Annotated in this window: 17 protein-coding genes; 12 read left to right on the top strand and 5 right to left on the bottom strand. The window is 65.5% G+C overall.

Annotated elements, in window-relative coordinates:
- Positions 1-114: 114 nt before the first annotated feature.
- Complete coding sequence (locus H2LOC_RS15635; protein WP_136498043.1) at positions 115-1,137, bottom strand: hypothetical protein; 1,023 nt, start codon at positions 1,135-1,137, stop codon at positions 115-117.
- Positions 1,138-1,242: 105 nt separating this feature from the next.
- Complete coding sequence (locus H2LOC_RS15630) at positions 1,243-3,486, bottom strand: transglycosylase domain-containing protein (protein ID WP_136498044.1); 2,244 nt, start codon at positions 3,484-3,486, stop codon at positions 1,243-1,245.
- A 254-nt stretch (positions 3,487-3,740) separates the two neighbouring features.
- Between H2LOC_RS15630 and dnaN the strand changes: the two genes are divergently transcribed.
- The 3 genes from dnaN to H2LOC_RS15615 all read left to right on the top strand — a co-directional run bounded on the left by dnaN (position 3,741) and on the right by H2LOC_RS15615 (position 8,588).
- The gene (dnaN, locus tag H2LOC_RS15625) at positions 3,741-4,859 is read left to right on the top strand and encodes a DNA polymerase III subunit beta (RefSeq protein ID WP_154331681.1); all 1,119 of its coding nucleotides are present in this window, start codon (positions 3,741-3,743) and stop codon (positions 4,857-4,859) included.
- Between the two features lie 84 nt (positions 4,860-4,943).
- Positions 4,944-6,026 (top strand): OmpA family protein, encoded by a 1,083-nt coding sequence (locus tag H2LOC_RS15620; RefSeq protein WP_136498045.1) that lies wholly within the window; start codon positions 4,944-4,946, stop codon positions 6,024-6,026.
- A gap of 93 nt (positions 6,027-6,119) precedes the next feature.
- Positions 6,120-8,588 carry a glycogen/starch/alpha-glucan phosphorylase gene (locus H2LOC_RS15615; RefSeq protein WP_136498046.1) on the top strand — a complete coding sequence of 823 codons (2,469 nt, stop codon included), beginning with the start codon at positions 6,120-6,122 and terminating at the stop codon, positions 8,586-8,588.
- A gap of 23 nt (positions 8,589-8,611) precedes the next feature.
- Here the strand turns inward: H2LOC_RS15615 and H2LOC_RS15610 are convergent, their stop codons facing one another.
- Positions 8,612-8,878 carry a hypothetical protein gene (locus H2LOC_RS15610; RefSeq protein ID WP_136498047.1) on the bottom strand — a complete coding sequence of 89 codons (267 nt, stop codon included), beginning with the start codon at positions 8,876-8,878 and terminating at the stop codon, positions 8,612-8,614.
- 516 nt (positions 8,879-9,394) lie between these two features.
- Here H2LOC_RS15610 and glgB point away from each other — a divergent pair.
- From glgB to H2LOC_RS15565, 9 genes are all read left to right on the top strand, one after another.
- On the top strand, positions 9,395-11,647 hold the full coding sequence (glgB, locus tag H2LOC_RS15605; RefSeq protein ID WP_136498048.1) for a 1,4-alpha-glucan branching protein GlgB: 2,253 nt from the start codon (positions 9,395-9,397) through the stop codon (positions 11,645-11,647).
- Between the two features lie 23 nt (positions 11,648-11,670).
- Positions 11,671-12,933 carry a glucose-1-phosphate adenylyltransferase gene (glgC, locus tag H2LOC_RS15600; protein WP_136498049.1) on the top strand — a complete coding sequence of 421 codons (1,263 nt, stop codon included), beginning with the start codon at positions 11,671-11,673 and terminating at the stop codon, positions 12,931-12,933.
- On the top strand, positions 12,930-14,396 hold the full coding sequence (gene glgA, locus H2LOC_RS15595) for a glycogen synthase GlgA (RefSeq protein WP_136498050.1): 1,467 nt from the start codon (positions 12,930-12,932) through the stop codon (positions 14,394-14,396). Before glgC ends, glgA begins: the two co-directional genes overlap by 4 nt.
- A 1-nt stretch (position 14,397) precedes the next feature.
- Complete coding sequence (glgX, locus tag H2LOC_RS15590) at positions 14,398-18,558, top strand: glycogen debranching protein GlgX (protein ID WP_136498051.1); 4,161 nt, start codon at positions 14,398-14,400, stop codon at positions 18,556-18,558.
- Between the two features lie 101 nt (positions 18,559-18,659).
- Positions 18,660-20,117 (top strand): murein hydrolase activator EnvC family protein, encoded by a 1,458-nt coding sequence (locus H2LOC_RS15585; protein WP_246206857.1) that lies wholly within the window; start codon positions 18,660-18,662, stop codon positions 20,115-20,117.
- On the top strand, positions 20,114-21,490 hold the full coding sequence (locus H2LOC_RS15580; RefSeq protein ID WP_136498052.1) for a S41 family peptidase: 1,377 nt from the start codon (positions 20,114-20,116) through the stop codon (positions 21,488-21,490). The genes H2LOC_RS15585 and H2LOC_RS15580 overlap by 4 nt, the downstream gene beginning before the upstream one ends.
- Before the next feature lie 134 nt (positions 21,491-21,624).
- Positions 21,625-22,392 carry a heme ABC transporter permease gene (locus tag H2LOC_RS15575; RefSeq protein ID WP_343040033.1) on the top strand — a complete coding sequence of 256 codons (768 nt, stop codon included), beginning with the start codon at positions 21,625-21,627 and terminating at the stop codon, positions 22,390-22,392.
- 75 nt (positions 22,393-22,467) lie between these two features.
- A complete protein-coding gene (ccmD, locus tag H2LOC_RS15570; protein ID WP_136498053.1) occupies positions 22,468-22,620 on the top strand; it encodes a heme exporter protein CcmD in 153 nt (50 codons plus the stop codon).
- On the top strand, positions 22,617-23,210 hold the full coding sequence (locus H2LOC_RS15565) for a DsbE family thiol:disulfide interchange protein (RefSeq protein ID WP_246206856.1): 594 nt from the start codon (positions 22,617-22,619) through the stop codon (positions 23,208-23,210). The genes ccmD and H2LOC_RS15565 overlap by 4 nt, the downstream gene beginning before the upstream one ends.
- Before the next feature lie 30 nt (positions 23,211-23,240).
- Here the strand turns inward: H2LOC_RS15565 and H2LOC_RS15560 are convergent, their stop codons facing one another.
- Both H2LOC_RS15560 and H2LOC_RS15555 read right to left on the bottom strand, forming a co-directional pair.
- Positions 23,241-24,398, bottom strand: a complete 1,158-nt coding sequence (locus H2LOC_RS15560; protein ID WP_162009782.1) for a GNAT family N-acetyltransferase — start codon at positions 24,396-24,398, stop codon at positions 23,241-23,243.
- A 61-nt stretch (positions 24,399-24,459) separates the two neighbouring features.
- Positions 24,460-25,080 carry a DUF6875 domain-containing protein gene (locus H2LOC_RS15555; RefSeq protein WP_136498055.1) on the bottom strand — a complete coding sequence of 207 codons (621 nt, stop codon included), beginning with the start codon at positions 25,078-25,080 and terminating at the stop codon, positions 24,460-24,462.
- Positions 25,081-25,138 lie beyond the last annotated feature (58 nt).

The raw sequence follows: 25,138 nt of genomic DNA, 5'->3' as shown, positions 1-25,138 counted from the left end.
TGTAGATTGAAGAAGGTGTTCAGCCGGACCCGCGCGGCGCCGGCGGTTTAACGCCGGAGACGGCCCTGACGGCTAACGCCGAAGGCGCTGAGGGCCGGAGGTGAGCTTTTGCGCTCACTCCCCTCCGATCAGCTTTTTGACGGCGCCGCCGACCGAGCCGAGAGCGCGCTGCGCACCTTGAAAAATGCCGTCGTCCGAGCGTTGCGCCGGGGCGGGAAGGACCGTCGGCGGCTCGGCGGACGCGCGTTCCGCGGCGGCGGCCTGGGCCTTGGCGGCGGCGGCTTTGGCCTTGGCTGCAGCCTTTTTCTTGGCGATTTTGGCTTTTTGCTCCGGCGTCAATGGCTTGGGGGCGGCAGGATCGGTTTGCGACAGGCCCTGCGGCGGTTGCGGAGCAACCGGCGCGGCCGGGGCCGCAAGGGCGGAATCCTGCGACTGCGCCGAACCCTTCGGCGCGAGCGAGCCGTCCGGCAGAATGGTGACGGTCTGGGAGGGCGCGGGCGGGGCCGCGGGCGCAGGTTGGGGCGGCTCTTGAAGGGAAGCCGCCGGAGGCTGAGCCGCGGGTTTGGCCGGCTCTGCCGTCTTGGCCGGCTCTATCGGAGCGACGGGGCGCGCGGCGGGAGGAGCTTCGACGGCGCGCTCGGCCGGCGGGGGCGACGGCGGGGCCTCGTCGAGCGCGGCCTGCCGGGGCTGGACGGGGGCCGGTCTGGCGGAAGACGGGACGGGCAGGTCCTCCTCGGGCGGAAAAACCTCTGCGGGAGGGGGAGCGGCGGCGACCGGAGCGGAAGAGGGCTCCTGCTCCGCCGCGACCGGCGCGGGAGCGGTCGGCGTCCAATAGGCGAAGGTCGCGCCGAGCGCGCCGACGAACAGCACCATGACCAGCGCGGAAGCGGCGAGGATGAGTTTTCGTTTGTCCTCTCGCTCCTCGAGGCCGTAATCCGGTTGGGCGTCGCCGCCGGGCGCATTTGCGCGCTCCGGGACCATATCCGGCGGAGCGGGGGCGTAGGGCGGCGGCGCGGGCTCGATCGCGAGGGGTTCGTTCGCGAATTCGGCCTCGTTCGCGGCCTGCGCACGGCGCAGCCGTTTTTCGAGCTCCTCCAGACTCGCGAAGAGTTTTTCCTGATCGAGCGGCAAGCTCATTGTTCTGCCCTTCGTTTGCTTGCGTCTTCCTGGGGGTCGCGTTCTCTTCTGCGGCTCCTAACCCAAGAAAACTCCTAAATTATGGCCGTTGGCGGGTGGCCCGCTTCAGCCGCCGCCGAACAGTTTTTCCAGAAAGTTGCGGTTGTCCTGGTCCGCTGGGCCCTGAGCGGGCTTGCGATCCGCGCGTCTTGCGCCGGGGGGCGGAATCTCCCCGGGCGGCAGCAGCGTCTCCAGCCCATGCACGGCCGGTTTCGCGCCGGCGGGCGGCGGCGGGGCGGCGGGCTGCCGCACCCGCTGCGGCGCCGACGGCGAAACGCCGAACAATCCGAGAACTGCGTCGGCGACCTGCGCGGGTTCGGGGAGAGGCGCCGGCGAGCGCCAGGTCCCCGACGGCAAAGCGGCGGGCGTCGCGCCCTGATGAGCCGCAGTCATGAAGCGGCTCCAGATCTCCACCGGCAGATTGCCGCCCGAGGCCTTTTTGGTGGGGGAGTTGTCGTCGTTGCCGAGCCAAACCCCGGCGACGAGGCGGCTGGTGTAGCCGACGAACCAGGCGTCGCGGAAATCCTGGCTGGTGCCGGTCTTGCCTGCGGCCTGCCACCCCGGCAGCTCCGCCTTGCGCGCGGTTCCGGTGAGCAGGGTCTCCTCCATCATGCTGTTCATCATCGCGACGAACTGGGGTTCGATCACGCGGCCGTTGGAGGAGCCCTTGCGCGCATAGAGCTGCTTGCCGTCGGCGGTGCGCACCCGCGTGATGACATGGGCCTGCACCCCGATCCCGCCGTTGGCGAAGGGGGCGTAGGCCGTGACCAGCTCCAGAGGGGTCACTTCCGAGGTCCCGAGCGCCAGCGAAGCGTTGGGCTGCAGTTCCGACTGGACGCCGAGCCGATGCGCGGTATGCGCCACGGCTTTCGGCCCCACTTCGAGGCCGACCCGCACCGCGACGGTGTTGAGCGAAAGCGAGAGCGCTCTCGTCAGCGTCACCGGACCGAAATATTCGTGGCTGTAGTTCTCGGGCTGCCAGCCTTTGACGTTGAGAGGCCCGTCCTCGCGCACGGTGTCCGGCGTCATGCCGCGTTCGAGGCCGGTGAGATACACAAAAGGCTTGAAGGAAGAACCGGGCTGGCGCTTCGCCGCCGTGGCGCGGTTGAACTGGCTCTCGGCGTAATCGCGCCCGCCTACGAGCGCCTTGACGGCGCCGTTGGGATCGATGGCGACGATGGCTCCCTGGGAGACGCCGAATTTGGACCCCTTGCGGTCCAGCTCTTCGGTCAGGGCTCGCTCGGCGGCGTTCTGGAGAGCGCGGCTGAGCGTGGTGGTGACGACGAGGTCCTGGTCGATCGCCCCGATGGTGTCGTCGAGCAGGTCCATCACGTAATCGGCGGCGTAATTGATCGAACCCGCGCCGTTGTCGCGATGGGTGCGGGCCGGATTGGCCAATGCGAGCTTGGCCATCGCCTCGGTGATATGTCCCTCCTGGGCCATGGCGGTGATGACCTGCGCGGCGCGCTCGGAAGCGCCCTCGGGATTGCGGTCGGGCGCGAGCTTGCTCGGCGCCTTCATCAGCCCGGCCAGGACGGCGGCCTCGGCCAGGGTCACATTGCGCGCGCCATGCCCGTAATAGCGCCGGGCGGCGGCTTCGACCCCATAGGCGCCGGAGCCGAAATAGACCCGGTTGAGATAGAGCTCGAGGATCTGGTCCTTGGAATATTTGTGCTCCAACCAAAGGGCGAGGATCGCCTCCTGCATCTTGCGGGAGATCGTCCGCTCCTGGGTGAGGAACAGATTCTTGGCGAGCTGCTGCGTCAGCGTGGAGCCGCCCTGCATTCCGCCCCGTCCGAGGACGTTGCGGGCGAGGGCGCGGAGAACGCCGACCGGATCGACGCCCCAATGCGAATAAAACCTGCGGTCCTCGATCGCGATGAAGGCCTTGGGCAGATAGGGCGGCAGTTCGGAAAGGCGTATGGCCGCGCCGCCGGTGTCGCCGCGATTGGCCAGGAGCTCGCCGTCCGCCGCCAGAATGGCGATGTTCGGAGGACGCTTCGGGATGGCGAGCTGGTCGATGGGCGGAAGCTGGGCGCCGTAATAGAGCGCGAGGCCGGCCGCGCCGATCGCGCCCCAAAGGCTCAGCACCATGCCCCAATAGATCAGGCCGCCCAGAAGCGATCCCGAGCGGGGTTTTTTGGCGGGAGCGGGCTTCTTGCGCGCGGGTTCGTCGCCGAGTCCTTCCTCGCGCGCGGGTTTTTTTGCGGTTTTGGCCGGCTTGCCGCCTTTCTCGCGGCGCTCGGCGCGCAGATCGCCGAAGTCCTCCTCCTCGGGAGGCGCATCGCGGCCTTTGTCCTTGCGGGCCATCCTGGAGATGCTTTCGCGTTTGTGAAGCGCCCGGGCGCCGCTCCCGCGCCCTGCCGAATTCGAGCGGATCGCTAAAAAGTAACGGTGTCTTTTTAAGGGTCGGTTAAGCGCGCAGGGGCTGCGTTCGCCTCGCGTTCTTGCAGATTTGGGGCCTCCTGGCGAACCAACCCCTTGCGCTCCCAGCGGCTCCGGGCCAAACTCGCGCCCCCCGGCGGGCGCGAACCGCCACAACAGCAAGGGCGGAATTTCCCTCCATGAAGGTCACGATCGAGAGAGCGGCGCTGCTGCGGGCCCTGGGCCATGTTCACCGGGTTGTCGAGCGGCGCACCACCATACCGATCCTGGCCAATGTGCTCATCGAGGCGACCCCCGACGGCCTGCTGCTCAAGGCGACCGACCTCGACCTCGAGATCACGGAAAGGGCGCCAGCCGAAGTGGGGCAGCCCGGCGCGACCACGCTGCCCGCCCATACGCTCTACGACATCGTGCGCAAATTGCCCGAAGGCGCGCAGGTCTCGCTGGATGAGACCGGCGAGCAGGGCCAGCTCACGCTGCGATCGGGGCGCTCGCGCTTCAACCTCCAGACTCTGCCGCAGAGCGACTTCCCCGACGTCACGTCGGGAGAGTTCAGCCACAAGTTCTCGCTGCCGCCCGCCGATCTCAAGCGATTGATCGAAAAGACCCAGTTCGCCATTTCGAGCGAGGAGACGCGCTATTACCTCAACGGCATCTTCATGCATGTCGCCGAGGTCGAAGGCCGGGCTTTGCTGCGCGCCGTCGCCACCGACGGGCATCGACTGGCGCGGCTGGAGCTTCCGGCGCCCCCGGGCTCCGCCGGAATGCCGGGCGTCATCGTCCCGCGCAAGGCGGTCGCGGAGATTCAGAAGCTCATCGAGGACGCCCAAAGCGACGTCGTGATCGAGCTTTCGACCAACAAGATGCGTTTCGCTTTCGGCGAGGCGCTGCTGACCACCAAGCTGATCGACGGCACTTTTCCCGATTACAGCCGCGTCATTCCGGCCGGCAACGACAAGCGCCTCACGGTCGAGCGCGACGCGTTCAAGAACGCCGTCGACCGCGTCTCCACGATATCCTCCGAGCGTGGACGCGCGGTGAAGCTCGCCCTGTCGGAAGGCAAGCTGGTGCTCTCCGTCACCAACCCGGATTCGGGCTCGGCGGTGGAGGAGCTCGAAGCCGATTACGACGCGCCGCCGATCGACATCGGCTTCAGCTCCCGCTACCTGCTGGATATCGTGAATCAGCTCGACAGCGACACGGCGCTGTTCCTGCTCGCCGATCCCGGTTCGCCGACGCTGATCCAGGACCGCGACGGGGCGAATGCGCTTTATGTCCTGATGCCGATGCGGGTGTAGCCCCCGCCCGCCACGCCAGGGCCACATGAATCGCGCCGGATTAAAGGCTTGGAGCGCGATGCGCTCTAGTCCAGGGTGGGCCTCATGGTCTTTTATATTTCGCATTACTGGTTCTGGCTGTTCGCGATCTTCGTCATCGGCCTCACCAATGGTCTTCTGGCCAAAGAAGCCGAGAAGCGCAGGAAAATCTCGCCCTGGCTGGGCTGGTTCGCCCTCGCCTTCGGCGTCGGACTGGCGCTCGCGCTCCTTTCAGTCCTCGGCGGCCGGGCCGGCGTCTGGCTCGAGACCGGCCTCGCTTCTTTCGCGAGCTTCATCGCCGGGGCGGTCGCGGGCGTTCTCGCCCGTCATGGATCGCTGCGCGAGCACAGGAACTGGGCTCTCGGGCTCGCCCCTTGCGTCATGCTGTGGTGGGCGGGGAACATGTTCGGGATGCCGCGGCTCGAAGCCGGGTTGAGACAGTCGGTGGAGGCGGCGGTCGCCAAAGCCGGGGGCGATCCCAAAAACCTCCTCGTCGACGGGCGCGACGTCCTGCTGCCGAGCAGCGCAGCCGACCGCGCCGCGCTTGCCGCCGAAATAGCCAAGGTCGACGGCGTTCGTCTGGTCCAGGGCACGGACTGGGTGTTCGGAGAGAAGCCGCAGGCGGGCCCCGGGCCCGAAAATCTCCCGCCGGCGAATTCGGCCCCTGCAAACGAAGAAAAGGCCGATCTGCCGGCGAAAGGCGATCAAGGCGGGACCGGCGCGGCCGACGCCGCCAAGACACCTGCGGAAAGGTCGAAAGCTGCGAAAACCCTCCTTGCCCGCCTGCCGTCTTCCGGCCCGCTCGACCTTCCCGCCTGCCAGGGCGCCATCGAGGCGGAACAGGCCTTGCAGAGAATCGAGTTCCGCGGGCGAGGAACGGCCGTTCATCGCGCCGCGGCCGAGACGCTCGATCGCATAGCGGAGCTGTTGCAGCGATGCCCCGAGGCCAAGGCGGAGATCGTGGTCCGCGCCGACCGCAATGCCGAGGAAAGCCGCGGCCTCGCCCGGCGCCGCGCCGAAAGGCTGGCGCAATATCTGATCGCCGAAGGCATCGCGAGCGGGCGCCTCTCGACCGCGGTCCGTGGCGCGGAGCCGGAGGCTCCCGGCGGCGGCGGCCGTGCGCAAAGCATCGAATTCGTGCTCAAATAGCGGCAAGCCGTCGAAACAGGCGCCTGGCGACGCTCTCGCCGGCGCGGATATAGATCGCCTATCCTCAAAACGAGAAAGCGCCCAGAGCCGATCATGGACCTGCCTCATTCCACTGCAATCGCCACGACGACCGCTTCCGACGCGCTGGTGCGCGAACTTTCCGCCGATGTGCTGCGCAGGCTCACCTATACGGTCGGGAAGGACGTGGCGTCGGCGAGCCCGCGCGACTGGTTCATCGCGGCGTCGCTGGCGACGCGCGACCGCATCGTCGAGCCCTGGCTCGCCTCCAACAAGCGCAATTATCAGCAGGACAGGCGCAGGGTTTACTATCTGTCGCTCGAATTTCTGGTCGGCCGGCTGCTGATCGACGGGCTGACCAATCTCGGCCTGACCGAAGCCATGCGCGCGGCGCTCAAGGATCTCGGCGTCGACCTCGACGCCATGCGCGAACTCGAGCCCGACGCCGCGCTCGGAAACGGCGGCTTGGGGCGCCTCGCCGCCTGTTTCATGGACAGCATGGCGACGCTGGAGATAGCCGCCGTCGGCTACGGCATTCGCTATGATCACGGCCTGTTCCGCCAGACCATCAAGGACGGCTGGCAGCACGAATATCCCGAGGACTGGCTCGCCTTCGGCAACCCCTGGGAATTTCCGCGCCCGGAGATCGTCTACGACATCTGTTTCGGCGGCCATGTCGAAGGCGCCCGGCTCGCCGACGGCGCTCTCGCCCATGTCTGGCGTCCCGCGGAAACGGTCGAAGCGGTCGCCTATGACACGCCCGTGGTCGGCTGGCGCGGCAAGCATGTCAACACGCTGCGCCTGTGGTCGGCGCGGGCTCCCGATCCCCTGCGGCTCGACGCCTTCAACGCCGGCGATTACCTCGGCGCGCAGGCGGATCAGATGCGGGCGGAGTCGATCTCAAAGGTGCTCTATCCCAGCGATTCGACCCCTGCGGGGCAGGAGCTGCGCCTGCGCCAGGAATATTTCTTCGCCTCGGCTTCGCTGCAGGATCTCATCCGCCGTCACATGAAGCAGACCGGCGACATCAGAAAGCTCGCGAGCAAGGTCGCCATCCAGCTCAACGACACCCATCCCGCCATCGGCGTCGCCGAGCTCATGCGCCTTCTGGTCGACGTTCACGGCCTCGAATGGAAAGAGGCCTGGGAGATCACCCAGGCGACCTTCTCCTACACCAACCACACTCTGCTTCCAGAGGCGTTGGAGAGCTGGCCGGTGGCGCTGATGGAGCGGCTGCTGCCCCGCCATATGCAGATCATCTATCTCGTAAACGCGCTGCATCTCGATCGTCTGCGCGACAGCGGCGTGCACGACGCCGGCGTTCTCGCCAATGTGTCGCTGATCGACGAGCACAGTGGTCGTCATGTGCGCATGGGCAATCTTGCCTTTCTCGGCTCGCACAAGATCAACGGCGTCTCCGCGCTGCACACGCAGCTGGTCAAGGAGACTGTGTTCCGCGATTATCACAAGCTCTATCCCCGGCGCATCGTGAACAAGACCAACGGCGTCACCTTCCGCCGCTGGCTGCTGGAGGCCAATCCGCCGCTCGCCGGCCTGCTCGCCCAGACCATCGGTCCAAGAGTGTTCGACGACCCCGCGCATCTTTCCGAGCTCGAGCGATATGCCGACGACGCCGATTTCCAGCAGCGCTTCGCCGCGGCCAAACGCGCCAACAAGGAGCGGCTGGCGCGGCTCGTCTTCGAGCGCGTCGACGCCAAAGTCGACGCGAACGCGCTGTTCGACGTGCAGATCAAGCGCATCCATGAATACAAGCGCCAGCTTCTGAATGTGCTGCACACCATTGCGCTGTATCAGGACATCAAGGCGCAGCCTTCGCGCGCTTTCGTGCCGCGCGTGAAGATCTTCGCCGGCAAGGCCGCGGCGAGCTACCATCAGGCCAAGCTGATCATCAAGCTCGCCAACGACGTAGCGCGGGTCGTCAACGCGGACGAAGACCTGCGCGGCCTGCTGAAAGTGGTGTTCCTGCCCAATTACAACGTCAGCCTCGCGGAGAGGATCATTCCCGCCGCCGATCTTTCCGAGCAGATCTCGACCGCCGGCATGGAGGCTTCCGGCACCGGCAATATGAAATTCGCCCTCAACGGCGCGCTGACCATCGGAACGCTGGACGGCGCCAATGTCGAGATCAAAGAGCGGGTCGGAGACGAAAACATCTTCATCTTCGGTCTTACCGCCGCAGAGGTCGAGCACAGCCGCGCCAAGGGCATCGACGCGCGCGAGGCGATCGAAGCAAGCCCCCGCCTGGGCGAAGCGCTTCAAGCCGTAGCTATGGGCGTTTTTTCCCCCGATGACCGCAACCGCTACGCCCAGCTCGTCGATGCGCTGACCTATTACGATCACTTCCTGATCTCGAAGGACTTCGAATCCTATTGGGATGCGCAGGAAGCCGTGGACGCGCGCTGGCGCGACCAGAAGGCCTGGCGCCGCGCCACGATACTCAACACCGCGCGCGTCGCCTGGTTCTCTTCCGATCGCGCCATACGCGAATATGCGGAAGAGATTTGGAATACGCCGGTCGCGTAGCGCGCGAGGATCCCGTCGCGTTTTTAAATCCGCCCGCGTTCCTTGAACTGCGCGGCGACGAGGCGGCCGATGCGAAAAACAAATTGAATGATGGACTCGCGTTTTATCCTCGCGGCGGCGATGGGGCGCATTTCGAGGCTTCGCCGCAGCAGGACTTTCGCCGTGGCGGCTTTCCTGTGCGACTTGTCGAGATCATGCGCGGTCGAGGCGGTGGCGAGAATGGAGTTCAGCGGTCGCCGCGGCGCTTGTTGGGCGCGAGAATGCGCCGACGCGACAAGGGGTTTCGTCATGGGATCATCCTTTTGGTTTGGCGGCGCGGCCGTCGCCGCGCGATGGAAGCGTCCCGCAGGCGATCGTCGCTTGCAAAAGCAGGCGCGGGACGGGCTCTTGATCAAGGCATGAGCGGCGAACGCTCGAGCAAAATCCGAAAAAGTTGATAGACTTTTTCGATAAGATTTTGCTCCAGCTTTTTGAATCTGGAGCGATTTCTTATCGACCAGACGATTCCGTCCGGTCGGAAAGCGCTCTAGCGCCCGCGCGGCTTCAAAATCGGCTCGGCGACCGGTCGGAACGCAACGCGACCTTGTCTATTGGAATCGAGCATTTCCCTATGAGACAGCTTAACGGTGGCAATTGTTTGGTGGGGGCGCGGGCGCTTTCGGCCCAAGGCCGCCGCGACGCGCCGTTGCGCCGCCCTGGTTTAGAAAAATAGGGAGGTTGCACGGGAAAGCCGCTCTGGCGCCGGAGCCGGTTTTTCTTTATTTCAGGTCGAGAACGATCGTCGACTGCAAACCTTGCGAGCCGCCATGACCCAAAATGGCCATGTTTCATCGCAATCCACGGATGGTCGGCGGGGCGCCGCCTGGCGCGCGAGGCAAAGCGACATCGACGCGATCTTATCGGCGCGCTGTGGCGATCCCTTCGCCGTTCTCGGGCTTCACCAAACCGAAGCCGGTTTCGTCATCCGGGCTTTCGCGCCCGGCGCCGAGACGCTGGAGGCGGCGACGCCCGGCGGCGATCGGATCGCGGCGCTCGAACGCGTCCATCCCGACGGTTTCTTCGAAGCCCTGATCCCCGGCGCGACGCAACGATTCCCTTATCTGCTCCGCGCCAAAAATGCGCAGGGCGCCTGGGATTTTTGCGATCCTTACGCCTTCGGCCCGGCGCTGGGGCAGCTCGACGATCATCTCCTCGTCGCAGGGGAGCACCAGAAGCTCTATGAGCGGCTCGGCGCGCATACCCTGACGCATGAAGGCGTGCACGGCGCACTCTTCGCCGTCTGGGCGCCCGAAGCGCTGCGCGTCTCGGTCGTCGGCGATTTCAACCGCTGGGACGGCAGGGTCTGTCAGATGCGCAAGCGCATCGACAGCGGCGTCTGGGAGATTTTCATTCCGGGCGTGGCTCGGGGCGCGCGTTACAAATATGAGATCGTCGGACGCGACGGCGGCCTCGCGCCCTTGAAGGCCGATCCTTTCGGCCGCGCGGCCGAGTTGCGACCGGCCACGGCGTCGGTCGTGGTCGCCGACAAGCCTTTCCCCTGGACCGACGACGCCTTTCTCGCCCAGCGACGCAACAAAGACCTGCGTCGCGCGCCGATGTCGATCTACGAGGTTCACCTGCCCTCCTGGCGGCGAGGCCCGGAAGGGCGCTTCTTGACCTATGACGAGCTTGCCGCGGAGCTCATTCCTTATGCGGCCGATCTCGGTTTCACCCATATCGAGTTGTTGCCGATCAGCGAACATCCGCTCGACGCCTCCTGGGGCTACCAGCCGATCGGGCTGTTCGCGCCGACCTCCCGCCATGGCGATCCCGCCGGCTTCAAGCGTTTCGTGAACTGCGCCCATGAAGCGGGGCTGGGCGTGATCCTGGATTGGGCGCCCGCGCATTTTCCGACCGACGCACATGGTCTCGCCATGTTCGACGGAGGGCCGCTCTATGAGCATTCCGACCCCCGGCGCGGCTTTCACCCGGATTGGAACACGGCGATCTATGATTTCGGCCGCCGCGAAGTGGCCAATTTCCTGATCGCCAATGCGCTCTATTGGCTCGACTGCTTCCATATCGACGGGCTCCGCGTCGACGCGGTGGCCTCGATGCTCTACCTCGATTATTCGCGCAAGGCCGGCGAATGGGCGCCCAATCCCGACGGCTCCAACGACAATCGCGACGCCGTGCGCTTTCTGCAAAGGTTCAATGAGCTGGTTTACGGGCTGTTCCCCGGCGTCGTCACCATAGCGGAAGAATCCACCTCCTGGGCGGGAGTCTCGCATCCGACCTCGGCGGGCGGCCTCGGTTTCGGCTTCAAATGGAACATGGGATGGATGAACGATACGCTCGCCTACATGGCGACTGATCCGGTTCATCGCAAATGGCGTCACGACAAGCTGACTTTCGGCCTGCTCTATGCGTTTTCGGAAAATTTCGTCCTTCCCCTGTCGCATGACGAAGTGGTGCACGGAAAAGGCTCCATCGTAGCAAAAATGCCCGGCGACGAATGGCGCAGATTCGCCAATGCGCGCGCCTATTATGGCTTCATGTGGGGGCAGCCGGGAAAGAAGCTGCTGTTCATGGGGCAGGAATTCGGCCAGACCAGCGAATGGAAATTCGATCAAAGCCTCGAATGGGGGCTGCTCGAATATGCGCCTCACCAGGGGCTGCAGAAATTCATCCGCGACCTCAACCGCGCCTATGGCCATTGCGAAGCGCTTCATGCGCGCGATTGCGAAAGCGAAGGCTTTCAATGGATCGTCGTCGAGGATCGGGACAATTCGGTCTTCGCTTTCGTCCGCTACGGCGAGGACCGGATGAGGCCGATCGTGGTGGCGGCGAATTTCACTCCCGTGCCGCGGGAGAATTACATCCTGGGCTTGCCTCATGCCGGGCGCTGGCGCGAGACGATCAATTCGGACGCGCTGGAATATGGCGGCTCGGGACGAGGCAATCTCGGCGAGGTTCGCGCCGCCCATGAGGCGCTTGGAGCTTTTCCCGCTTCGGCGCCGATTGTTCTGCCGCCGCTCGCCACTCTCTTCTTCGAATTCATTCCGGATGAGCTAGAATAAATATCGAATCGCGGGTGGGTCCGATGAACACCTCTCCTAACGCTCCTCTTGCTCGTTACGCCATGGCCTATGTGCTCGCGGGCGGGCGCGGTTCTCGGCTCATGGAGCTGACCGATCGCCGCGCCAAGCCCGCGGTCTATTTCGGCGGCAAGTCGCGCATCATCGATTTTGCCTTGTCGAACGCCCTCAACTCGGGCATCAGGCGCATTGCGGTGGCGACGCAATATAAGGCCCACAGCCTGATCCGGCATTTGCAGCGGGGCTGGAGCTTCTTTCGCACCGAGCGCAACGAGAGCTTCGACATACTGCCGGCCAGCCAGCGCGTCTCCGAGGATCACTGGTATCTCGGCACGGCCGACGCCGTCTATCAGAACATCGACATCATCGAGAGCTACGACCCAAAATACATCGTGCTGCTGGCGGGCGACCATATCTACAAAATGGATTATGAGCTGATGCTGCAGCAGCACGTCGACCAGAACGCCGACGTCACGATCGGCTGCCTCGAGGTTCCGCGCGCCGAGGCCTCCGGTTTCGGCGTGATGGCGGTCGACGAACGCAACATGATCCACGCCTTTGTCGAGAAGCCCAAGGATCCGCCGGCGATGCCGGGGCGCCCCGACAAGGCGCTCTGCAGCATGGGCATTTATGTGTTCGAGGCGAAGTTTCTCTACGACCAGCTGCGCCGCGACGCCGAAGACCACAATTCCGCCCATGACTTCGGCCGCGACATCGTTCCCTACATAGTCAAGCACGGGCGCGCCGTCGCGCATCATTTCTCGCGCTCCTGCGTGCGTTCGGCCAATGAGCAGGAATCCTATTGGCGGGATGTCGGAACCGTCGACGCCTATTGGGCGGCAAATATCGACCTCACCGATTTCACGCCGCAGCTCGATCTCTATGACCGCAACTGGCCGATCTGGACCTATGGCGAAATCACGCCGCCCGCCAAATTCGTGCATGACGAAGTCGGGCGGCGCGGACAGGCGCTTTCATCGCTGGTTTCGGGCGGCTGCATTGTTTCGGGCGCCACCTTGCGCCGCACGCTGCTGTTCACCGGCGTTCGCGTCAACTCCTACGCCAGCGTCGAGAATGCGGTCATCCTTCCCTATGTCGATGTGGGGCGTTCGGCGCGCCTCGCCAATGTGGTCGTGGATCGCGGCGTGCAGATCCCCAAAGGGCTCGTCGTCGGCGAAGACCCGGAACTCGACGCGCGAAGATTCCGGCGCTCGGAGCAGGGGGTTTGTCTGATCACCCAGCCCATGATCGACCGGCTCGAACAATGAGCCGGATCTCCTCGCTCGCGGTAGCCTCCGAGATAGCTCCCCTGATCAAGACCGGCGGCCTCGCCGACGTCGCCGCCGCCTTGCCCGTGGCGCTTGCCGCCGAGGGCGTCGACACGACGACTCTTGTTCCGGGCTATCCGGTCGTCCTCGCGGCCTTGCCGGAGGCGCGACCGATCTGCGATCTCGGCCATTATTTCGGCGGGCCGGCCCGGCTGCTGGCCGCAAGCTGCGACGGGCTCGATCTTTTCGTTCTCGAGGCTCCGCATCTTTATGTGCGCGAAGGCGGCCCCTATGGCGATTTTCATGGGGCCGACTATCCCGACAACCACTTGCGCTTCGCCGCCCTGGCGCGTCTCGCCTGCATGATCGCGCAAGGCCTGTTGCCGGATTATGCGCCCGATATCCTGCATGCGCATGACTGGCAGGCGGCTCTCGTTCCCGCCTATCTCCATTACGCCGAAATCGGCGCGCGCCGGCCGCCGACCGTGCTGACGATTCACAACCTCGCCTTTCAGGGCAAGTTCGAAAAAAACATTCTGGGCGACATCGGCCTGCCGCCGGAGTCCTTTTCGATCCACGGCGTCGAATTTTACGGCGGCGTCGGCTTCCTCAAGGCCGGCCTGCAATTCGCCGATCGCATCACGACCGTTTCGCCAGCCTATGCCGCGGAAATCATGACGAGCGAATTCGGCATGGGGCTGGAGGGGCTTCTGCGCGCCAGAGCCGCGCATGTCGTCGGCATCCTGAACGGCGTCGACGCCAAGACCTGGGATCCTTTCACGGACGCGCGCATTCCGGTCCATTACAATCAGGCGTCTCTTAGTCAAAGGTCGAAGAACAAATCGGCGCTGCAGCAGGCTTTCGATCTGGAGCCGGACGCGCAGGCTTTTTTGATCGGCGTCGTCAGCCGGCTTTCCTGGCAGAAGGGCCTAGATCTTCTGCTCGAAGCATTGCCGGAAATCATGCGGTCCGGCGTTCAGATCGCCTTGCTCGGCGCCGGAGACAAAGCGCTGGAGAGCGACTTTCTCGAAGCGGCGCGAAATTATCCCGGCAAGATCGGCGTCAAGATCGGCTATGACGAAAACGCCTCGCATCTCGTTCAGGCCGGCGCCGATGTTTTTCTCGTTCCCTCGCGCTTCGAGCCCTGCGGCCTGACCCAGCTCTATGCGCTGCGCTATGGCGCGGTTCCGGTGGTGGCGCGGGTCGGCGGGCTGCAGGACACGATCATCGACGCCAATGAAATGGCTTTGGAGGCGGGCGTCGCCACAGGCTTCCAGTTTTCGCCCGTAACGGTCGACGCCATGATTGCGGCCTTGCGCCGGGCCCGCAATGTCTTCGCCGACAAGGCGCGGTGGCGCCGGCTGCAAAGCAACGGCATGAAGACCGACGTCTCCTGGCGCGAGCCTGCGCGGCGCTACGCCGAGCTTTATCGCGAGCTGATCCGTCAGCGCTGCGGAGTCTGAGATGAGGTCGATCTGCGAAGGCGCGCCCGAGCCTTTGGGTCTCGCCCTCACGCCGGAGGGCGCCAATGTCGCGGTCTATTCCGCGAGCGCCGAGGCGATCGAGCTATGCCTGTTCGACGAGGCCGGTGAACATGAAATCGAACGCATCGGGCTGTGTTATCGCACCGGCGACGTCTTCCATGCCCATATCGGCGGCCTGAGGGAAGGCGCCCGCTATGGCCTGCGCGCGCAGGGCCCCTTCGACCCGCATGAGGGACATCGTTTCAACGCCTCAAAATTGCTGATAGACCCCTATGCGCTTGCGCTGGATCGGCCGTTCAGACTTCATCCCTCGATGTTCGGATATTGCGAGGGCGATCCGGCGCGAGATTTGTCTTTCAGCGCGGAAGACAGCGCCGCCTTGATGCCGAAATGCGTCGCGGCGAGACCCGTCCGCGCCGATCTTTCCTTGCGCCCGCGCCGCGCCTTCGAAGATCTGATCCTCTATGAGCTGCATGTCAGAGGTTTCACCAAGACGCATCCCGACATCCCCGTCGATATCCGCGGGACTTTCAAAGGCCTCGCCCATGAGGCGGCGCTCGAACATCTTCTCGGCCTCGGCGTCACCGCCGTGGAGATCATGCCCTGCGCGGCCTATATCGACGAGCGCCATCTCGCGCGCCTCGGCCTTTCCAATTACTGGGGTTATAATCCGGTCGCGATGCTGGCGCCCGATCCACGCCTTGCGCCCGGCGGCTGGGACGAGGTGAGAGAGAGCGTGGCGCAACTTCATCGCCGCGGCCTCGAAGTCATTGTCGACGTGGTCTTCAATCACACCGGCGAAGGCGACGAACTCGGCCCGACGCTGTCGCTGCGCGGGCTCGACAACGCAGGCTATTATCGCCTGCGTCCCGATTCGCCTCGGCTTTACGTGAACGACTCCGGTTGCGGCAATATTTTAGGCTTCGACCGGGCGCCTGTGGTGCGCTATGCGCTCGACGCGCTGCGGGCCTGGGCGGAATTGGGTGGGGTGGACGGATTCCGGTTTGATCTCGCGACGACTCTGGCACGGCGGCCGGAAGGGTTCGACGGCCAAGCCCCATTGCTGACGGCCATTGCGCAGGACCCGGTCCTGCGCGAGCTGAAGCTCGTCGCCGAGCCCTGGGACATCGGCCCCGGCGGCTATCAATTGGGAAACTTCCCCGCGCCTTTCGCGGAATGGAACGACCGCTTTCGCGATTGCGCGCGTCGGTTCTGGCGCGGCGACGCCGTGGGCGTCGGAGAACTCGCGACCCGCGTTTCAGGATCGCGCGACTTTTTCGAAAACCGCCGGCGTCCCTCGCGCAGCGTCAATTATATCGTCGCGCATGACGGTTTCACCTTGCGCGATCTCGTGTCTTATTCAGCCAAGCGCAATCACGCCAATGGCGAGGAAAACCGCGACGGCGGGGACGAAAATTTTTCCTGGAACCACGGGATAGAAGGCGAGACCGACGATCCCGCGGTTGTCGCCGCGCGGGCGCGCGACGAACGCAATCTTCTCGCCACTCTCCTCTTCGCGCGGGGCGCGCCCATGATCGCGATGGGCGCGGAAATGGGAAAGAGCCAGAGCGGGAACAACAACGCCTATGCGCAGGACAACGAAACCGCGTGGCTCGACTGGGCGAGGGCCGACCGCGACCTCATCGCCTTCGTCTCCCAACTGATCGCCCTGCGTAAATCCTCGCCGGCGATCGGGCGCGACCGCTTTCTCACCGGCCTGTCCTGCGACGAGACATTGCTCCCCGACGTCGAATGGCGCCGCCCGAACGGCAGGCCGATGCAAGAAGAAGACTGGCGCGATCCCCAGGGCGAAACCCTCGTCGCCAGCCTCTACGACGCGCCTTCCCAAAGCCGACGCCTCATCGTCTGGCGCCGAGGCGCAGAAGAGACGACCGTCGCGCTGCCGGCGCCGCGCGAGGGATATGAATGGCGCATCGCCTCCGCGACCGCGGAGCCGGTTCTGCGCGAGGGCGTCGTGATCGTTCCTGCGCGATCGGTCACGGCGCTGAAGGAAGAGGCATCGCCAGAAAAGCCTTTGTGGCCCGCCGTGACGCCCGACGAGCTTCTGCGCAAGCTGGCGCAGGCGGCCGGCGTCGCGCCGGCATGGAGAGACGTCGAGGGCGCCGAGCGCGAGGTTCCGGGAGCGACCACCCTGAGCCTGCTGGCGGCGCTCGGTCTTCCGGCGAGCAATCTCGGCGAGGCGCGCGACAGTCTCGCCCGCCTCTCCGAGCGGGATGACCGCCGCGCCTTGCCGCAGAGCGTCGTCTTTCGCGAGGATGAAACCATTTGGCTGAGGGTTCCGCGCGTCGCCCGCGATCTTCGTCTCGATCTATCGGTCACGCTGGAGCGCGGCGAAAGACGCCGCGTCGAACTTTCCCCCGGCGATCTCGAAAGCCTGCAATGGCGCGGGGTCGACGGCCGCACCTTCGAGGGATTTCGCGCGCGGCTTCCGCGCCTGCCGCTCGGGCGCCATGTCGTCTCGCTCGAGGGCGCCGAATGCCTGCTGACGGTCGCGCCGCGTCGCTGCCATACGCCTTCGCCCGGCGCGCGTAAGTTTGGAATTGCGGCGCAGCTTTACGCCGTTCGGCGGGAAGGCGACCAGGGCGTCGGCGATTTCACCACGCTGTCGCAGCTCGCGCGTCTTAGCGCCGGAGGCGGCGCGGCGATGGTCGCGCTGAACCCGCTGCATGCGCTGTTCGCGCAGGATCGCGAGCGCGCCAGCCCCTATTATCCTTCGGACCGGCTGTTTCTCGATCCGCTCTATCTCGACGTCTCGCGCCTCTCTCCCGCGTTCGACCCGGAGACTCCGGGCCTCGAGGCTTTGCGCGAGGCGCCTCTGGTCGATTACCCCGGCGTCTATGATCTCAAGCAGAAGGCCTTCCATGCGAGCTTCTCGGCCTTTGCGGATTTCGAGCGCCGGCGGCCCGAGGCGGAGCCGGCGAAGGCCTTCGCGCATTTTGTGGAAGCCGGCGGCGGCGCTCTGTTGCGCTTTGCGTGCTTTGAGGCCATCAGCGAGGAGCGCGGCGGGGAGGATTGGCGGCGCTGGCCGCAGCCCTTGCGCGACGGCGAGCCGCGGGAGCTGCGGGAATATGCCGGCGGCCGCGCCTCCCGCGTCCGCTATCATCAGTATCTGCAGTGGCTCTGCGACGGGCAACTGGCGCAGGCCGCCGCGGAAGGCCGCAACGCCGGCCTGTCTTTTGGGTTTTGCCGCGATCTCGCCGTCGGCGCCGCCCCGGACGGCTGCGAAAGCTGGCGCAATGCGGGGCAATTGCTGAAAGGGTTCTCGATCGGCGCGCCGCCCGATCCTTTTTCGCGCGAGGGCCAAATATGGGGCCTGCCGCCTTACGATCCGCTGCAATGGAAAGCCGACGGCTGCGCCGCTTTCACAGCGCTCGCGCGCGCCAATATGAAGCACGCCGGCGCCTTGCGGATCGACCACGCCATGGGGCTGGCGCGGCTGTTCCTGGTTCCGGAAGGCGCAAAGGCGCTGGAGGGCGCCTATCTTTCCTATCCGCTGGAGGATCTTCTCGGCCAGCTGGCGCTCGAATCTTCCCGCGCGGAGTGTCTCGTCGTCGGGGAGGATCTCGGAACCCTGCCTTGGGGGTTCCGCGACAGGCTGAACGAGGCGGGCGCGTTGAGTTATCGCGTGCTCTGGTTCGAGCGCGAGGGCGACGCCTTCAAGCCGCCGGCCCATTACGCCGAACAGGCGATGGCTTGCGTCTCGACCCATGATCTGCCGACCCTGCGGGGCTGGTGGGAAGGCCGGGACATCGAGGAAAAGAGCGCGCTCGACCTGCTGGGTCAAGAGGAAGCCGGGCGCGAGCTGGCCGGGCGCCGGACGGACCGCAGGCGCCTGCTGGCCGCGCTGGCGCGGGAGGGGCTGGCGGTCGCCGGCGACGAGGACGCCCCCTTCGGCGCAGAGCTCGCCGCCGCGGCCCACGCTTACGCCGCCCGCGCGCCTTCATGGCTCGCTATGGCCCAGCTCGACGATCTTGCGGGAGAGGCGGCGGCGATCAACCTGCCGGGCACCGACCGCGAGCGGCCGAACTGGCGCCGTAAGCTCACGGCCTATCTGCCCTCCCTGTTCACAAACAGGATCGCCGCCTGCGTTCTTGCGGGACTTCGCCGCAATGTGGACTAGATTTGAACCCCATAGTAGGGCTGTCGACGAATTCATTGGCGAAAGTCCCTCGCGGAGGGCGGCGCGGGCATGACGAGCGGATTTGCGTGATCGGAGCGTTCTTGAGCGGTTTCAGGCGTCGTTCCTGCGACGCCGCTGCAGCGAGCTGGAGCCCTCCCGCGCTGTTTGATCCGGGCTGGGCGGGTCAGCGCCGCATGGGCGGGCCGCGGAGCGCGGCCTTCGCCTTTTCCTGTGCGCTCGGCTCCTGCGCTCTGGGCCTCGCCGCCGGCCCCTTGCGGGCGGAGTCGCCGCCCCCGCCCAAGCCCGCGCCAAGCGCGGACGAGGGCGAACTCTCCGCCAAACGGCTGCAATTGCGCGGCGTCGAGGACACCATCAGCGCTTCTGAGGAGCAGAAGCGCAAGATCGAGAGCGAGATCGCGACCCTGCAGGGGGAGCGGGAGCGGCTCAGCCAGACCCTGCTCGACGCCACCGCGCGGCTGCGGGCGACCGAGGAAAGCGCCCAGGAAGTGGAAAAGCGGCTGGACGAGCTGACGGTCGGCGAGGACGCGATCCTGCAATCGCTGCAGGCCCGGCGGGCGCTGGTCGGGGAGGTTCTGCTGGTGCTGCAACGCATGGGCCGCCGCCCGCCGCCCGCTCTGCTCGCGCAGCCCGAAGACATTCTGGAGGCGATCCGCGCCTCCATGGCGATGGGCGCGGTCCTGCCGCAGATGCGCGCGGAGATGGCCGCGCTTCAGATCGATCTCGAAAAACTGTCGCGCCTGCGCGACGACATTCGCGACCAGCAGGCCAATCTTCTGCGCGAGAAGGAGAGCCTCAACGTCCAGCGGGCCAATCTCGCGCCGATGATCGAGGCGCGGCAGAAAGCCTTGAAGGAGGCGGAAACCGCGCGCGCGGCGCAGTCGGAGCGCGCACGCGCCCTCGCCGCGCAGGCGTCCGGCATCAAGGATCTGATCGCCAGGATGGAGGCGGAGAGCGAAGCGGCGAGACGCGCGGCCCAGGCGGCGCGGGACGCCGATGCGCGGCGCGAGGCGGACGACGCCGCGCTTTCGCGCGAGCAGCGGGCGGCCGCGCTCTCGGCGCCTTTCCACGACCCGGCGCGCCTCGCGCCGGCCGTGGCCTTCGCCGATCTCAAAGGCCGGCTGCCGCTGCCGGCTTCGGGCCAGATCCTGCGGAGGTTCGGCGCCCCCGACGGCTATGGCGGGACGGAAAAGGGCATGTCGCTCGCCGCCCGGGAAAAAGGCGTCGTCATTGCCCCGGCTGACGGATGGATCGCTTTTTCCGGCCCCTATCGCAGTTACGGACAACTCTTGATCATCAACGCCGGCGGCGGCTATTATGTCGTCTTGGCCGGAATGGCCAGAATCAATGTGAGCGTCGGTCAATTTGTGCTGGCGGGAGAGCCAGTGGCGAGCATGGGCGACGGCTCCGCGCAAACTGCCGCGACGATCGCGATAGGCGCGAAACAGCCCATTTTATACGTCGAATTCCGCAAGGACGGAAATTCGATAGACCCCGGCCCATGGTGGGCGCGGTCAGATATGCGGAAGGTTGGCGGATGATGCGGAAAACTGCCCTGATCGTAACCGGCATCGCCATTGGCGCCGGAAGCTTGACGCTTGGACAACATGCGCGCTCCCTGGTGGGCGGTCCGGCTCTGGCGGCGCCCGCCGACACCTATAAAAGTCTCAGCCTCTTCGGCGACGTCTACGACAAGGTCCGCACCGACTATGTCGAGAAGCCGGACGAGCAGAAGATGATCGAGGCGGCCATCAACGGCATGCTTTCCTCGCTCGATCCGCATTCCAGCTACCTCGACGCCAAGGGCTTCAAGGATATGCGGACCCAGACCGAGGGCAAGTTCGGCGGCCTCGGCATCGAGGTCACGCAGGAAGACGGCCTGATCAAGGTCGTATCGCCGATCGACGACACCCCGGCCTCGCGCGCCGGAATCCTTTCGGGCGACCTCATCGCGGGCATCGACGACGAGAGCGTTCAGGGCCTGACGCTCAACCAGGCGGTCGACAAGATGCGCGGCGTGGTGGACACGCCGGTCAAGCTGACGATCTTCCGCGGCAAGGACAAGCAGAAGATCGAGGTCAAGCTGAAGCGGGCCGAGATCCACATCAAATCCGTCAAATGGCGCAAACTCGACGAAGACATCGGCTATGTCCGCATCTCCCAGTTCAACGAGGAGACGGCCGACGGCCTCAGGACCGCCATGCAGAAGTTCCAGCAGGAGATCCCGGCCGATAAATTCAAGGGATATGTGATCGATCTGCGCAACAATCCTGGCGGTCTGCTCGACCAGTCGATCCAGGTCGTCAACGCTTTCATCGATCATGGCGAGATCGTCTCGACCCGCGGCCGCAACGCCGACGAAACCCAGCGCTACAACGCCCGTCCCGGCGACCTCTCCAAGGGCAAGCCGGTCGTGGTGCTGATCAACGGCGGTTCGGCGTCGGCTTCGGAAATCGTCGCGGGCGCCTTGCAGGATCACAAGCGCGCCACACTGATCGGTACGCGCTCCTTCGGCAAGGGCTCGGTGCAGACGATCATCCCGCTCGGCGGCTCCAATGGCGCGCTCCGCCTCACCACCGCCCGCTATTACACGCCGTCCGGCCGCTCGATCCAGGCCAAGGGCATCGATCCGGACATGCTGCTGCTGCAGGATGTGCCCGACGAGCTGAAAGGCAAGGACGACACCAAGGGCGAGGCTTCGCTCCGGGGCCATCTGAAGAACGGCGACGACGAGAAAACCGGCTCGCAGGCCTATGTTCCCGCGGACGAAAAGAAAGACAAGCAGCTCACCGCCGCCATCGAACTGCTGCACGGCAAGCCGCGCGCTCAGATCATCCAGTCGCTGGAGGCGAGCTCCAAGGAAGCCGCCGGCAAGTCGGATAAGAGCGCGACCTCCGAAAAAAGCGCGAACTGATCGCAGCTCGGGGCGCAAAGCGCGCCGAGCCTCGCGCCCTGATCGAACCGCCGCCGGCTGCGGGCCCTTCTCTGGACCGCAGCCGGCGCTGTATCTACAGGGGACGCAGCGGTCCTCAAGGGAGCATCAAGGGCGTGGCCAGTTTCCTCGACTACGTGAATCCGACCCGGTTTATGGCGATTTCGGACAAGGCGCTGCCCTGGCTGGTCGGCGCATCCACGCTTCTGCTCGGCGTCGGCCTCTATGCGGCGTTCTTTCTCGTTCCGCCCGATTACCAGCAGGGCGAGACCGTGCGCATCATGTATATCCATGTGCCGTCGGCCTGGCTCGGCATGTTCGCCTATATCGTAATGAGTTCGGCCTCGCTCGGCGTGCTGGTCTGGCGCCATCCGCTCGCCGACGCCGCCCAAAAGACAGCCGCTCCGCTCGGGGCCGCCTTCACTTTCACCTGCCTCGTGACCGGATCGCTCTGGGGCAGGCCGATGTGGGGAACCTATTGGGAGTGGGACGCCCGCCTCACCTCCTTTCTCGTGCTTTTCCTGCTGTATCTCGGCATTATCGCGGTGCGCCAGACCATGGACGACACGCCGCGCGGCGCGCGCGTCGCCTCGATCATGACGCTGGTCGGGTTGATCGACATTCCGATCATCAAATTTTCGGTCGACTGGTGGAACACGCTGCACCAACCCGCTTCGGTCTTCCGCGCCGGCGGGTCGACCATCTCCGGCTCCATGCTGTGGCCGCTGCTGGTGATGGCGCTCGGCGCCTCCGCCTTGTTTCTCACGCTGCACTTCATGGCGCTGCGCAATGAAATCCTGCGGCGGCGGATCGCGCGGCTGACCATGGACAAAATCCGCGCCGGCGAGAGCGAAAGCGGCGCGCTGGAGGCCGGCGCGCTCTGATTTTTAAGGACAGCCGCTTTTTACAGGCCCTAAGCCCGACCCGCAGACCCTTGCGGTCATTCCCGAGGAACCACGATGTTCAGCGACGCCAACTGGATCTATATCGTCCTCGCCTATGGCGTGACCTTTTCGGTGGTCGGCGGCCTCGCATGGCGCATCGTCAGCGAGCATCGCCGCCTGACCGAGGAACTGGGCCGCCTCAACCAGTCTGAAGGAGACGACGCGTGAGCCGATTGGAGACAGGGGATGCGGGCCCGGCCCGTCGCTCGCTGCTGCGGCTGCTGCCGCTCGTCGTTTTCCTGCTGCTGGCGGCGGTGTTTCTGTTCAGGCTTTTCGCCGGCGACGCTTCCCGCTTGCCCTCAGCCCTGATCGGCCGCCCGGCGCCCCCTTTTACGCTTCCCGCAGTGCAGGGCCTTGCCGGAGTCCCGGGCTTTTCCGACGACGAACTCCGCCAGGGCCATGTGAGCATCGTCAACATATTCGCGTCCTGGTGCGGGCCTTGTCATCAGGAACATGCGACGCTGATGGCGATCGGGCGCGACGCCGCCCTGAAGGAAAAAGGCGTTCGCCTTTACGGCCTGTCCTACAAGGACGAAGCGCCCAATGCGGTGCAGTTCCTGACCGACGGCGGCAATCCCTATGCCGCGGTAGGGGCGGATTTGTCCGGACGCACGGCCATCGACTTCGGCGTCTATGGCGTGCCCGAGACCTTCATCATCAAGGGCGACGGCACGGTGGCCTATAAATATGTCGGACCGCTCAGCGCTCAGGCCTTTGCGCTCACCCTGCTGCCCGAGATCGAAAAAGCCATGAAGTAAGGCGGAAAGGGCGCGCGGGGGCCGTGTCTCTCAACGCCCCCTTATCCTGCGCAGCAGGGGCCAGAATGCGCGTCCGATCGGCGGCGGCATTTTCTTCAGCGCCGTCTTGATCCTCTGGCGCGGGCCGCCGCTCCAGACGCGAGCCAACAATCTTCCGGGAGGCGAGAAGCCGACGACCCAGTCGGCGACCGGCGCCGCTCCATCCGCCCATTCGGCCTTATAGGGATCGAAAGGCGCCAGCATGTCGTAACGGGTCATGCCGCGCGCAAGGCAGCTCTTCATGACGTGATCCGCGAGCAGAATCCCGACGCCCTGTTTTTCGCAGGCGGGGTCATGGGTCAGCAAATGCCCGAAGCACGCCCCCTTGCAGGAAAGCGTCACGCCGACCGCGACAGGCTCTCCGTCGCGAAGGACGGCGTCGACCAGCGTCTCGACCGGGCCCGGCTTTCGCCGCAGGAGGTCGAGAAAGAAATCCGGCATGGCGCCGCTTTCGATCGGCTCCGAATAAAGGCCCCGGCGCAGCAGCCATTCCCGCTTCATGGCGAATGCGGCGCCGATGAGCCTTTCCGCCTCGGCTCCCTCCACGCCCGCGCAAAACGCGATTTCGCCCGTTTCATGCAGGCGCCGCAACAGTCTGCGCCGGGACGACTGAGCCTTTGGCGAACGCCGCGCCAGAGCGTCGGCCGATTTTCCGGCGAGATCTGCGAAAGGCGCTTGGGCGTTTTCGCAGGACGTCGCCACGCGGGCGAGCAGGCCGCCGACATTGGAGTCGCCCCGGGTCTTGCGCAAGATTGCGAGGTCGGCGCCCAGAGCCCGCACCGCCTGCCATCCGAGAGCCAGTAATTCCTGAGATCGGGGGCCCTGCTCCAGCAGTACGTCGCCATATTGGCTGACCGGCTCTCCCATCCATCCCAACCGCGTCAGGCGGCCGAAGCGGAACGTCTCGACCAGCGGCCAGATCATCGCCAGCCGCCCGTCGCAACGGCCGGTGACGATGCGAAGACCGACGGCGTCGCCGAGGTAGTGATCGGCCCAGCAGCTCAGCCAGCGATGATCCTGGAACAGATGCTCCGGGTGTCCCGCGCGGGCGAAGAGATCGTTCCATTCCTGGCCGAGCGCCTCGAAGCCGTCGCGGTCGCGAACGACGGCGATGTCCCAGGATGTTCCAGGCGCTCGCGGCGTGGGCATGACGGATCCGTCGCGGAAGGCGCTTCGTCCAGTGGATCGATCGAGTGCGGCGATCGCCATGTCAGGATTTTCGCATTGCCTGTTCGGCGAGAAGGCGCGGGCCGGCAAGAGGGAAATTATAGAGGTAGGAGAAGGCCAGCGGCGGGTGGCGCATGACGAAGGCGGCGTCGGCTGCGACCAGGGAGCGGATCGCGACCAGGGGCAAGGGCGCTCGCAAGGGCCTGAAATCCTTGTTCCACAGGCCGGGCTCCGGCGCGTCGGGGTAGAACACGCCGATCATGCGGGCGCGGATGAAGGATGTGAGGCGAAGGCTCTTTTGCGCCCGTGCCAGCGTCTTGACGCCTTCTGCGCTCCGGCAGTTGGGGAAGGCGATGAGGATGGCCCGATAGGCGCCCATTTTGGCCGGATGAGGAATATCCTCGAACTGGAAGAAAGCGCGGCGCAGCTCGGCCCGCACGCGCTCATATTCGCCCGGCCCCGCTTCGCTCACGCCGAAGCGCAGAGTATCGATGCGCGCGCCCATCGAGGTGAAAGGGCAGACATTGCCGTCGCGGCCGAGGTCGCGATGATCGCTCATGAGAAAGTTTCGGGTCCAGTCCTTCAACGCCGTCAGGGCTTCGTCTCCAAGGCGATCTTCGCCGAGAGACACCAGAGGTACTTCCTCCAACGCCTGATCTCTCATGAAAACCTCTCTCCGGCGCCCGGCCCCGCGAGCGCAACGCGCCGGAGAGGCTGCGCCG

The organism is Methylocystis heyeri, from assembly GCF_004802635.2.
Lineage (GTDB): Bacteria > Pseudomonadota > Alphaproteobacteria > Rhizobiales > Beijerinckiaceae > Methylocystis > Methylocystis heyeri.
This window is presented reverse-complemented; position numbering and strand designations above follow the sequence as displayed.

Bases quoted from the DNA above. Each gene is read 5' to 3' on its own strand.
- glgA (WP_136498050.1), top strand. From the start codon at position 12,930: ATGAGCCGGATCTCCTCGCTCGCGGTAGCCTCCGAGATAGCTCCCCTG.
- H2LOC_RS15630 (WP_136498044.1), bottom strand. From the start codon at position 3,486: ATGGCCCGCAAGGACAAAGGCCGCGATGCGCCTCCCGAGGAGGAGGAC.
- glgB (WP_136498048.1), top strand. From the start codon at position 9,395: ATGACCCAAAATGGCCATGTTTCATCGCAATCCACGGATGGTCGGCGG.
- dnaN (WP_154331681.1), top strand. From the start codon at position 3,741: ATGAAGGTCACGATCGAGAGAGCGGCGCTGCTGCGGGCCCTGGGCCAT.
- H2LOC_RS15555 (WP_136498055.1), bottom strand. From the start codon at position 25,080: ATGAGAGATCAGGCGTTGGAGGAAGTACCTCTGGTGTCTCTCGGCGAA.
- H2LOC_RS15615 (WP_136498046.1), top strand. From the start codon at position 6,120: ATGGACCTGCCTCATTCCACTGCAATCGCCACGACGACCGCTTCCGAC.
- H2LOC_RS15635 (WP_136498043.1), bottom strand. From the start codon at position 1,137: ATGAGCTTGCCGCTCGATCAGGAAAAACTCTTCGCGAGTCTGGAGGAG.
- glgC (WP_136498049.1), top strand. From the start codon at position 11,671: ATGAACACCTCTCCTAACGCTCCTCTTGCTCGTTACGCCATGGCCTAT.
- H2LOC_RS15580 (WP_136498052.1), top strand. From the start codon at position 20,114: ATGATGCGGAAAACTGCCCTGATCGTAACCGGCATCGCCATTGGCGCC.
- H2LOC_RS15610 (WP_136498047.1), bottom strand. From the start codon at position 8,878: ATGACGAAACCCCTTGTCGCGTCGGCGCATTCTCGCGCCCAACAAGCG.
- H2LOC_RS15620 (WP_136498045.1), top strand. From the start codon at position 4,944: ATGGTCTTTTATATTTCGCATTACTGGTTCTGGCTGTTCGCGATCTTC.
- ccmD (WP_136498053.1), top strand. From the start codon at position 22,468: ATGTTCAGCGACGCCAACTGGATCTATATCGTCCTCGCCTATGGCGTG.
- H2LOC_RS15560 (WP_162009782.1), bottom strand. From the start codon at position 24,398: ATGCCCACGCCGCGAGCGCCTGGAACATCCTGGGACATCGCCGTCGTT.
- glgX (WP_136498051.1), top strand. From the start codon at position 14,398: ATGAGGTCGATCTGCGAAGGCGCGCCCGAGCCTTTGGGTCTCGCCCTC.